9 protein-coding genes and 1 pseudogene are annotated in these 11,585 nt (G+C 46.7%); 5 read left to right on the forward strand and 5 right to left on the reverse strand.

All coding sequences use genetic code 11. The annotated features are described in order from the left end of the window. Nucleotides 1-119: 119 nt before the first annotated feature. Nucleotides 120-971: pseudogene (locus tag NYE54_RS06000) on the forward strand (hypothetical protein). A gap of 103 nt (nt 972-1,074) precedes the next feature. After that, the gene (locus NYE54_RS06005) at nt 1,075-1,827 is read left to right on the forward strand and encodes a superoxide dismutase family protein (RefSeq protein ID WP_339270776.1); all 753 of its coding nucleotides are present in this window, start codon (nt 1,075-1,077) and stop codon (nt 1,825-1,827) included. 182 nt (nt 1,828-2,009) lie between these two features. On the opposite strand, the gene NYE54_RS06010 is transcribed toward NYE54_RS06005, so the two are convergent. The 5 genes from NYE54_RS06010 to NYE54_RS06030 form a co-directional block, all read right to left on the reverse strand. After that, nucleotides 2,010-3,575, reverse strand: coding sequence for a helix-turn-helix domain-containing protein (locus tag NYE54_RS06010; RefSeq protein ID WP_339270778.1), 1,566 nt, complete (start codon nt 3,573-3,575; stop codon nt 2,010-2,012). Beyond that, on the reverse strand, nt 3,553-5,247 hold the full coding sequence (locus tag NYE54_RS06015) for a histidine kinase (RefSeq protein WP_339270780.1): 1,695 nt from the start codon (nt 5,245-5,247) through the stop codon (nt 3,553-3,555). The genes NYE54_RS06010 and NYE54_RS06015 overlap by 23 nt, the downstream gene beginning before the upstream one ends. A 173-nt stretch (nt 5,248-5,420) precedes the next feature. Beyond that, on the reverse strand, nt 5,421-6,308 hold the full coding sequence (locus NYE54_RS06020) for a carbohydrate ABC transporter permease (RefSeq protein WP_076326497.1): 888 nt from the start codon (nt 6,306-6,308) through the stop codon (nt 5,421-5,423). An 18-nt stretch (nt 6,309-6,326) separates the two neighbouring features. Beyond that, the gene (locus tag NYE54_RS06025; RefSeq protein WP_339270782.1) at nt 6,327-7,262 is read right to left on the reverse strand and encodes an ABC transporter permease subunit; all 936 of its coding nucleotides are present in this window, start codon (nt 7,260-7,262) and stop codon (nt 6,327-6,329) included. A gap of 39 nt (nt 7,263-7,301) precedes the next feature. Beyond that, nucleotides 7,302-8,828, reverse strand: coding sequence for an ABC transporter substrate-binding protein (locus NYE54_RS06030; RefSeq protein ID WP_339270784.1), 1,527 nt, complete (start codon nt 8,826-8,828; stop codon nt 7,302-7,304). A gap of 207 nt (nt 8,829-9,035) precedes the next feature. Here NYE54_RS06030 and NYE54_RS06035 point away from each other — a divergent pair, with 207 nt between their 5' ends. From NYE54_RS06035 to NYE54_RS06045, 3 genes are all read left to right on the forward strand, one after another. Then, nucleotides 9,036-9,782: a sugar phosphate isomerase/epimerase gene (locus tag NYE54_RS06035; protein WP_339270786.1), complete on the forward strand. Its 747-nt coding sequence runs from the start codon at nt 9,036-9,038 to the stop codon at nt 9,780-9,782. Between the two features lie 157 nt (nt 9,783-9,939). After that, nucleotides 9,940-10,455 (forward strand): DUF4241 domain-containing protein, encoded by a 516-nt coding sequence (locus NYE54_RS06040; RefSeq protein ID WP_339270788.1) that lies wholly within the window; start codon nt 9,940-9,942, stop codon nt 10,453-10,455. A 164-nt stretch (nt 10,456-10,619) separates the two neighbouring features. Further along, entirely contained in the window at nt 10,620-11,567 is a 948-nt protein-coding gene (locus tag NYE54_RS06045) for a hypothetical protein (protein WP_339270790.1), read from the forward strand. The last annotated feature ends 18 nt before the right edge of the window (nt 11,568-11,585 follow it).

Below are 11,585 nucleotides of genomic sequence, written 5' to 3' on the forward strand. Positions count from 1 at the left end.
AAAGAAGGCTGCGGACGCAATACGTCCGTAGTCTTTTTGTATAAACAAGAGGATATGAGGTGGTTCCCACAGAATAACTTGAAGCTGCAATCATTTTTGTGATTTGAAGGGGAATTGAAATGAAGACAAAATTGATCATGGTCGAAGGTCTGCCGGGATTCGGCAAATCGACGACGTCCCGTATGATTTATGATATTTTAACCGAACGAAACATCGAGGCCCGGCTTGTGATGGAAGGGGATGTTGACCATCCGGCGGATTTTGAGGGAACGGCGTGCTTGACTGAAGAAGAATTCGAGCAGTTGCTGCTGGCCGCAGGCTCCTTTAAAGAAATATTGATCGAACGAGCCGCCCAAAAAGGCAGCTGAAAGCTCTTGCCCTACCAGAAGCTGAAGAACGAATACGGTACCTCTTTTCCAGATGACCTATATCAATCGTTGTCCAAGCAGGATATTTACGAGCTCCCGCTGGACCTCAACAGGAGACTTATCACCGAGCGGTGGGAGGCATTTGCGGAGCAGGCGCTAGATGAGCCCGCCGTTATGATTTTTGAGTGCTGCTTCATCCAGAATCCGGTGACCGTTGGCATGGTGAAATATGATGCGCCGGAAGGCCAAGTGATGGACTACGTGCTGGGGCTGGAAAAGGCGATCCTTGGCCTGAATCCTGTATTGTTCTACATTGAACAGGACAGTCTGGAATACGCATTCCGCAAGGCCATCCGGGAACGACCGGAGGCTTGGTCTACAGGGTTCGTCCATTATTACACTCAGCAGGGATACGGCAAGCATCACGGTCTAGAGGGCGTTGAAGGGGCTCTGCAAGTATTGGAAGCCCGGCGGGAGCTGGAGTACAGGATCTTGGACAGTCTCGGACTGAACAAGGAGCGAATCAATAACTCCCATTATGATCAAGAGACGTACAGAACCATGCTGATGGGCAAGCTGAAGCTGCATGGGGTTATCCAATAATATTTTTTCGAACGCCTCATATCCCATAAAATAACGGCTTAGACGTATAAAATCAGGGGATTGGGAGATGAATGAATATCATCATTCAGGAGGAGGCGATGAAGTGAAAAAGAAGACCAACAAGTTAAAGTATAAGGCCGGAGCATTTCTTGCAGGGGCCCTGCTGTTTACAGGAATTTTGTACGTTGCTGCGAATTCCGAAGGAACCTTCGATGCGATTAAACATATGACGTCTAAAATAAGCTACTCCGTTAACGGCAAGGACAATTTCACTGCTGACAGCCCATTTGATAAACAAGGGACGGCGGTCTCGGATCCTGAGATTCCTACCGGCAGCAACGATGTGCCCGCTCGCACGGTTTTGAATTCGGTTAACCAACCAGTGTACTGGGACCAGGCTACCAGAAAGGAATCCATGGAGCTTCCTAAAATCAAGCTGTACAATGCGGCAGGCGAGTCTGTTGGTTCCGCTACCTTGGAGCAGATCAATGACGGGGTGAAGGTGAGGATGACCGCATCCGGCCTCACACCAGGAAAGCATGGTTTCCATGTGCATGAGAACACGATCAAAGATAGGGATTTCAAATCTGCTGGTGGGCATTTTAATCCGACCGACAAGCATCATGGCCTTAAGCATCCGCAAGGAAGCCATGTTGGCGATATGCCGAATCTGGTCGTAGGCGCAGACGGCACCGTGGAAGCGGAGATGATCATCCAGCATGGAACCCTTGAAAAGAACCAGCCGAACTCAGTGCTCGGACGCTCGCTGATCATTCATGCCGGCGAAGATGACGAAGTAACCGATCCATCGGGAAATTCCGGTGATCGGGTGGCCGGGGGAAATATCCCGGAGTAACTTGACTGTTAGGAGCTATACAGGACAATCGGGCATCGGCAGAGATTTGGAGCTTAATGGAATGTGTGTACATTAGTGAGAAGAAGAGAACAAGCAGAGGGGCCAAGAATCTCCTAAGATTCTTGGCCCCTCTGCTTTATTTTCAATATTCGCTTAAATCGATTCACCGGAGCATCCCCCCTTCAGCCCTGCTGCTGCCGATATTCGAGCGGGGTTAGGCCGCAGTGTTTTTTAAACACCTGTGAGAAATAAGAGAAGTTGGAGTAACCCACCTTGGATGCAATGAGATGTACCGGTATATGCGTGCTCGTCAGCAGCGATTTCGAGATTTCCATTTTCCGGGTGATAATAAAGTCATTCAGAGATATGCCCTTCGCTTTCTTGAACAACCGGGATAAGTATTCCGGGTTCAGATAGATGGCTTCGGCTACTTCCGCACGGCTGAAGTTCTTCTCGATGTTCTGATTGATGTAATCAATGGCCCGTTCGATGGGAGATAGGGCATGGTGAGCTTCTCCGGTATGCGCTTGAACATAATCAAGCGTGAAATGGACCAGGTCGATCATCTTATCCAGTGATGTATAAGCTTCGATATAGTCGGCATAAGGATATTGCTCAAAAAAGATGTCGTTCACTTCCAGCTTCAACTGGTTAACCGCTGTCAAGAATATTTGGATATAGTCCTGATGAAACCTGGCCAGAAATTCAGCGGACATAATCCCCAGCTGCTTTTGCTGATGGAGGTAGCTATGGATCTGATCCCGGACGGTCTTAATGCTGTTATGGGATATGAGCATGGACCAGTTCTGCATGTTGGGAAAGGAGTAGGAACTATCCTTGATCTTGTTCAGATGCTGCATCGTAAAGACTTTGCTGTATAAAGCGACATTTTGCTGCCGCATATGGCAGAGTGCTTTGTAGTGCAGTTTAAGCTTTTCCGGTTCCCCGATATCGGAGATATAGCAGGCTGCTGAGCAGCCGAGCTCATTTTGTGCCATGTCGATAAATTGCTTCATCAATTCCGAGATGGGGGCATCGAATACACCCTCCGTATAAAGAAGTGTCAAATAATTCATCTGATCCAGCTGCACGAACAGCAGGTCGAGGTTATAAGGCTCTATGAGCTCCGATATGATGCTTCTCAGCTCATATTTTATGGTGTCTTTGTGCGGATTCGATTTCGTAAGCTGGATCAGGATGGAACCGAATTGAGCATGAGTGGAGACGGAAATATGGATATTGCTCAAATCTCGCAGCAGCTGCTGCGGATGCATTCGGGAATCCAGCATGAAGCTGCGGACACAGTTCTCGAGCAGCAATTCTTCATTTTGCCGCCAATAGGCACCATACTCATAAATTTGCCGCATGTGGGTATTGGCATGAATCTTATGGATCGCACGCTCAATGGATGCTTGAATATCTTCGTACCTTGCAGGCTGGAGAATATAATCGAAGCAGCCAAGCTGAATGGCTTCCTGCGCATATTCAAATTCGGAATAAGAAGACAGGAAGATACACTCGATGGCAGGAAATTGAGCTTTTACCCATTTGAACAACTCCAGTCCATTCTCCAGCGGCATTTCGATGTCACATAACATAATATGTACATGATGATGATTTAATAGTGTTCTGACTTCGTCCGGGCCATACGCGGGATACACATGATCGATATGCAGCTCCTGCCAATTGACTCCTGCTATAACTCCTTGCACAACATCATATTGATCATCCACCACTAGAACGTTCATAAGCTTCCTCCTTGTCTTGTATTCTTGCCTTGATCGGGATTATGATTTCGGCAACCGCACCTTTCTCTGTGTTGAAAAAAGCAAGCATAGCCCGCTCCCCGTACAGCATGGACAAGCGATGACGCACATTGCTGATTCCGATATGGATATCCTTATGGAAGCTGCTGTCCCCATGATTCAGCTCCTGCAGAACCGAATCCGTAAAGCCGTCGCCATTATCCTGAATGGTGATATCCGCATAATCTCCATCGTCACTCTCTAGCAGAATCGCTTTAATTTCGACCCGCAGCTGTTCGTTCGGCTTCGTTGCATATTTGATGCTGTTCTCCACGAAGGCCTGAATGGATAGAGGCGGTATCGTAAAATCCTTCAAGGCGCTATCGACGCTGTATTCACACAGCGGCGGAACATGATGAGCAATTTGCTGAATCCGTATATAGTTCAGAACATGATCTACCTCCTGTTGAAGGGAGACAAGCTGCAGATTATCCTTGAAATTGTAGCGTAGGTGGTTGGATATCGCCAGGATCATATGCTGAATGCGCTCGTAGCTTTGCTGCTGGGCCATCCCGTACAGGCTTTTCAAGCAGTTTAGAAAGAAATGGGGGCGAATTTGCAGCTGCAAATGCTGCAGCTCTGCCTTCTGCCGTTCAATCTCATGTTCATAGGCGACAATCTTCAAGTGATTAACCTGGGTTGTCAAATGGTTAAATGCCGCGCCCACCTGCTTGAACTCTTCGATGCGGTATTCTTCTCTTAGCTCCTGCGCTGAGCCTTTGCCAATGCTCGTCATCAGGCGATGCCAAGGAGAGAGGAGCGACCGGTTGAAGAAGAATAAGCTGATGATCACAAGTACAATGGTGAACAAGGACAGCGCGAACAATAGAGCAAGCCCTCCCTTGAATACATCCGGCTTCGGTACAGCAAAGATCAATTGAAGGTTCGTATTCTGAATGGGCTGGCTGATCATGATAAAGTTGTTGTTATATTCGTTTAATTGGAGCTCGTGGTCTGCGACGAATGGTTTATTCGTCAGCGGAGCGCCTTGATTGTTGGCGTAAATCACCTCGGTTCCTTTTTGCACAAGATCCATCGAATGGATCTGATCAAAATCCACCATGGCAGCGGCATACGTGCCGTTTTTTCCGAGCAGTCTGAAAAGATAGGCTTTACCTTCAACTTCGAAAGCGAGCCAGCCCGCGTTATAATGGTTCTCTGCTCGCTGCGTCAATGTACGCATCTGCAGCCGAATGGCTTCTTTCGTTTCATAACTGTACCCGTTATCAAAAATGTCGCGATAAGTGTCATTGACAGCACTATATATAAAAAAAGCATTAGCCAAGTCATACGAGTTCAGAGCCGTATTGAACTGCGTCAAAATTTCATGGGATGCAACATGAGCCCGAAGCGCACTGACAGGACTGCTCAGCGTTGCATAATTGTAATCGCTTACGGCAACGTTGGATAAAAAACTATCGATGGCATCCAGATCGTTTTGCAAGTTTTGAGCATATAATGCGTAGGATTGCTGATTAGATTCGACAAATTTCGCATTAAACGCGTAATAGGAATAGAAGTTGAACGCAAGCAGCATCCCGATTAGCGGGAACGTAATCAGCAATAATGCGCGAAATATATTCATTTTAAATGAAGCGCTGTACCTTCTTTTCATGATGTGGTCACCTAGGATTTAATATGTTTGTATATTATATCACGTAAGACACCTGGATCAGGCTGAACAAGTTATTTCCATGAAAATCATGATTTCAAAAAAAGGACAATAGGCCAGCAAGGTGATGAACATTCATGCTGTGCTTCTTGTCCTTTTTTGTGAGAAAGTAAGGTCTAACCTTTAACGGCTCCAACCGTAATCCCTTTTACGAAATACCTTTGGAAGAATGGGTACACCATCATAATCGGTAATGCCCCGACGACGGCGATCGCCATCTTAATCCCTACGCTAGGCATATTGGATGCAATTTCACTAGCGTTGCCGCCAGCTCCGCCGCTTGCAAGGAATCTAACATCCTGCAGCATCGTATTCAGCATATTTTGTACACTGAACAAGCTATGATCCGTTAAGTAATACAGACCGTTTCTCCAGTCGTTCCAATAGTTGAGTCCAATGAGGAGCGACAGCGTCGCGACCATCGGCAGCGACATGGGGAGAACGATGCGGAAGAGAATGCGGAATTCTCCGGCACCGTCGATTCTTCCGGCTTCAATGACTTCGTCAGGTATGGTCGTCGTAAAGTACGTACGCATCATGATGACATAGAAGGCATTGAGCAGCAGGGCGGGAATGATCAAAGCCCAAATTGTATTATCAATGTTTAAATAGCGGGTCCACATAATATAGGTAGGTACTAACCCGCCGTTGAACAGCATCGTGAAAAAGACGAAGAAAGCGAATTTTCCGCGATGGGGCAAATCTCTTCTGGAGAGAGGGTAAGCCAGCAATACGGTGATTATCAAGCTGGTAACCGTACCGACAACCGTGACGAAGACTGTGATGCCGTAGGCACGTACAATCGTATCGAGTCTTTCATACATGTACGCATAGCTTTCCAAACTGAACTTCTCGGGAAACAGTGAGTAACCGTTCCGGATCAGTGTGCCCTCATCGGTAAAGGAAGAGACGACTAGCAGTACAAACGGAAACAAGCAGAATATCATGAACAAGAACATTAGAATATTCGCTATGATCTGAAACGCTCTACTATTATCAACCATGTTCGAATCTCCTTTGCGTCAGAATAGCGCGTTCTCTTTGCTGAATTTAATAACGAGTCGATTGGCGATGTAGACAAGTGTGAATCCGACCAGCGATTGGTACACACCTGCGGCAGAGGACATGCCCACATCGTTCAATTTGATCAAGCCGCGATAAACATAGGTGTCAATCGTATTGGTAACATCGTATAGCGGACCGGAATCCATCGGTACCTGGTAGAACAGTCCGAAGTCGGAATAGAATATCGTTCCGATTGCAAGCAGCACGAGCGTAATCATCGTTGGCTTCAGGGAAGGCAATGTGATGTGAACGATCTGCTTCCACCGGTTCGCCCCGTCAATTACAGCCGCTTCATAGTAGCCCCGATCAATGCCGACTACGGTCGCGTAGTAGATGATGCAGCTATACCCGACGGTTTTCCATAGATGTACAATCGTCAAGATATAGGGCCAGTATTTCGGCTCCGTGTACCATGAAATGCTCTTCAGTCCGAGAGGCTCCAGAATGGAGTGATTGATAAAACCGGACTCGGAGCTAAACAGGGCGAATACAAGATAACTTACGACAACAATGGAGATCAGATAAGGCAGCAGGATCAGCGTTTGGTAGCTCTTTTTCCAAAACTTCGAACGAATTTCATTTAAGACTATGGCAATGGCAACGGCTAAAACAGTCCCCAAAATAATAAAGGCAAGGTTGTATCCCAGGGTGTTTCGGGTAATGATCCATGCCTCTTTCGTCTTGAAGAGGTATTCAAAGTTGCTTAAGCCTGCAAACGGGCTATCGATGATCCCTTTATTCCAGTTAATATGTTTAAACGCGATGATGATGCCAGCCATTGGTACATAGTTGTTGATCAGCAGGTAAATAAGGCCTGGAATCATCATGATGTACATGGGAATAAAGCGTTTAATACTGGTTTTTCCAGCTCTTTTTACCTTTGGTGCCGCCATGATGGCCATTCTCCTTTCAGCCAATAATCGAAAAAAAGATTATTTATTGTTAGCAGCCCACTTATCAAGTTGGGATTGCTTCTCGGCAATAATGTCGTCAATGCCCGCATCCTTCAGTTCCTTCTGGAAGATCGGCAATGCCGTCTCAGGGTCAAGAACCCCGCACATCAAGGCTTCGTGATATTTAGCAACGACGTTGGACGCCGCAGTCATCTGGTTTCGTACACGGCTTGAATCAAAGGTGAAGCCGTATGCTGCAGAGCGGATGGCAGTATTGTTAAATTCCTTCTGAACCTCCCAATAATCGGCCGGGTTTCCTTTCCATACATGACCAATGGTTTGGTTCGTCCAGATCCAGCCTCCAGTCGGCGGGTATCCACTGTTACCGCCATTCACGCCTTCAGGGAAATCGATCATGGATTGTGCATTCCCAGCATCGCCAACGGTTACATAGTGCTTATCCTGAATACCGTAGATCAGCAGGTTCACAATTTCAGGATCGGTGTACATCAAATTCAGCAATTTCATCGCCGCTTCGGGATGCTCACTTCCGCTGCTGATCGCCCAAGTAGCCATTTGCACGTCAGAGGTTGTTGTATAAGGAGGAATGATTTCGGATACGACGATTTCCGTGTTCCAATTTCTCGTCTCCTGTACGGCAAATCCAGGCTTCAGGTTGGCAAATCCGCCAAATGCGCTGCCTGCTTTCATCAGCGTGCCGGCACTTTCCGTATTGTTAATCGCATCTTTCATGATCAGGCCGGATTGATACCATTTGTGCATGCGTGTAACAAAATCTTTGTATAAGTCCGTTTCATACAAGTTGACAACCTTCAGTTCCTTGCCAAAATCCATCAGTACGCCAAGGTTGGTCATATCGTCGCCAAGCGTATCCCAGCCCCAGTTACGAACCAGCTCGCCATTCGATGGAACGACAGGGATTACGTTGGGTTCATTCTCGCGGATCGTTGTCAGCGCTTCTTCCAACTGATCGAGTGTTTTGATATTGGCGTAATCGATGTTGTATTGATCCGCCAAGTCTTTTCTCATTTGGAAGCCATAGGCCTTGGCAAGGTCGCGACCTGTCGTAATACCGTAAATGTCATCGCCTATGCGGCCGCTCTCGATGTACTCAGGCCCGATTTCTTTAACGAGGTCTTGACCATACTTCTCGAGCAAATCGTTAAGCGGGATGATCTGACCGTTGTTGGCAACCGTAGCCAGTGGCGTCATGTAGATCGGAAGCAAGTCCACTCCCTTACCGGAGGCCAGCATCATTGTCGTCTGTTGTACGTAATTCCCGTACGAAATGTACGTGAGGTCCATTTCAACATTCAGCTTTTCTCTTGTGATTTCGTTAACGGCCTCCACGACCTCTGCGGTATCTTTCTTGTTATTGCCCATCATGACAACGTTGAGCTTCACGAGCTCCTTTTCTTTCAAATCTCCTTCAGCGACAGGTCCCGAATCGTTCTTAGCGCCGGATCCGGAATCTTTGCCTCCGCAAGCGACAAGGATTGAAAGCGCTGTTATTATGACCAGCGCGCATGACAGTATTCGTTTCATTTTGACAACACCCTTCTCTAGTAGAATCTTGTTTAATATCTTAACAAACAAGGTGAACGCGTATCTGTAAAAATAATGTCTTAAATGATTGAAAAAATGACTTGTTATCCGGAAAGCCGCATTTGTTGATTCCCCGTAAACAGGTTTGTGCTAAGATGGTGCAGGCTCTTTGCCATAACTTAACATCAGAAATGAGGCGGATTAGGCATGACAAATCTGAAGGTTGCGTTACAACTGTATACTTTGCGCGATTACGATCAGGAAGATTTCGCTGCGAAGCTTAGAAAAGTAAGCGAGAACGGTTATGATGGTGTTGAATTTGCGGGATTTGCTGATATTCCGGCAGAAGAGATGAAGTCGATGCTGGAGAAGGCGGGACTGGAAGCCATGGGCAGCCATACGCGAATGGAGGAGCTGCTGGATCATTTGGAAGAGGTTATTGCTTACAATCAAGTCATCGGCTCTTCCTATATCGTGATCCCTTACTATAAGATGGAATCGATGGAAGACGTACATAGCCTGATCGCGATCGTAAAAGAGATGGGCCCGAAGATCAAGGCAGCCGGTATGGATCTTCTATATCATAATCATTATCATGAGTTCACGAACGAGTTCGGTGATCAACCCATACTCGAAATGCTGCGAGAAGCAACAAAGGAAACGGAGCTGGGTTTTGAAATCGATATGTTTTGGACAACGCATGCTGACCGTGAGCCTGTAGAGGTCATGGAACGTTTCGGCTCACGCTGCAAGACGGTTCACGTGAAGGACATGGTGAATAAAGAAGTCAAAGAGATGACCGAGGTGGGAACAGGCATTCTTGATCTGAAAGGCATTATCGAGAAGGCCAAGTCCTCGGGCTACGAGTGGGTCGTTGTTGAGCAGGACCGAATTAAGATCGATGGCTATGAGAGTGTCAAGATTTCGCTCGACCATGTGAAATCAATGCTATAAGGGGCAGTGGTCGATAGGTAGGCTAAAATCTTTGTCTAATGGGTGTAAGTCTGACTGTAAAAAACGTTGTATTGAGGTGGCTCGAACACCATTTAAACACTTCCGATCATACGTGCTAAAATAGAACCATCATACGTTGTTATTGGAGGTATCTTCATTGAACATTCAACTGGGCCATTTTGAAGTGAATTCCGGACAATTGGTTGTGGCCGATCCTTGTTATGAATTGGATACGAACATTATTATTATGGGTGTGTTGGAAGCCGTATTGAATGGAACGTGGGTAGGGGAAGTGGAGAAGGTGGAGATCCCGGATTGGGGCGAAGCCAACGCCAAGCTAACGGCTTACCATCATTCGGCAGCTGAACAGGGGGCATTCCTGGAGTGGATCAAGTGTCCTTTTGTAGCTGGAGTGGATAGCGGGCAGGCCGGGATTTTTGATATTCCAAAGTACCGAATTCCTGATGCGGATTCGACCTCGGACAGCTCGGATACGGATACGGAATGGTATTATGCCTGCTGCGACATCACCGGGAGTGGAGAAGAAGCGGGCGTTCTGGATGGAGGGGTCGTATCTCGAACCGGCATGGGCGATGGTGCATACGGCGTATATAAGGCCGTGAATGAGCAGGATCAGGTGGTTGGCGTGAAGATTGTGTTTATTAAGAGGTAGTCGAGTGTCAGTGAAACCAATATGAGCAAGTGCAAACAGCCATGGAAGGTAACCCTTTTGTGGCTGTTTTACTGAATTAACAGAGGAGGCGGAGCAGCTCTTAGAGGAGTTACAGGAAGGTTAGCGAATAAATAGGGAATCCACTTTAAATCGAAGGTGATTCCATGAGTTTTAGGATTAACAAGAGTGAGCAGCACGCAAAGAAGGCTCCACCGGCATACCTAATCGGTCTAATCGGAATGTTATTGTCGGTAGTCATTGCCATCGGCATATTGAGTATGACGGACTTCGAGTTATATTCGTATTCCATCTTATTTGTTCTTCCTTTGGGTGCGATTGCCTTGGGTATGATTTCAACGTCGGTTTATACTTGGCGAATCGTAAGCAGAGGCTATAAGCCGTCCAGGCAATATTATGCGGTTTCATTACTCATGGCGTTCATCACCTTTTTCTTGATTCAATATGGTGAATATCAAACAACGTATGTAACTGAAGACCATACGATCAATCATCAGTTTAAAGGGGAACCTATCCGCAACTACACCGATGCGCAGGAAAATGTCCTTACGTTTCCCAATTACCTTGCCTTTAAATTGAAGACTGGCGAAACAAGCTTCATACATCGTGGCGGCGAGGTCATTGAAATGAATTCATCCTCAGGTTCCAACTGGTTCAGTTGGAGTTTGAGCCTTGTCGGATTCCTGTTGGGTAGCACATTTCCAGGCTGGTTCTCCCAGCAGGGCACGCTGCATTGTACGGCATGCAAACGAGCGTATGTGACAGAACACAAGCTGGGAGAGCTCACCTTTGAGAGAGTCACGGAGCTCCACGATGTTCTTGTTCAAGAAATCCAATCCGATAATTTCAACGCATTTATAGACATCGTCAATCGATATGATATTTTCAAAAACAATGAAGCCCATGATCTTCAAGAAACCTACGTCATTAATATAGGTGTCTGCCCAAACTGCAACCATGGATATGTAATCATGAGACATTACTCTCGCATTGATGCAGAAGGAGGCTCTTTCAGCGAAGATAATAAAAAAATCGTACTTCCAACTACGGGGTCGTTTGCTGCACAGGGGTTTCGTTATGTGAAAGCGGTGTAACTTTTAAAGATTCCGCCT

It is taken from the genome of Paenibacillus sp. FSL K6-1330 (assembly GCF_037976825.1).
In the GTDB taxonomy this organism is placed as follows: domain Bacteria; phylum Bacillota; class Bacilli; order Paenibacillales; family Paenibacillaceae; genus Paenibacillus_AQ.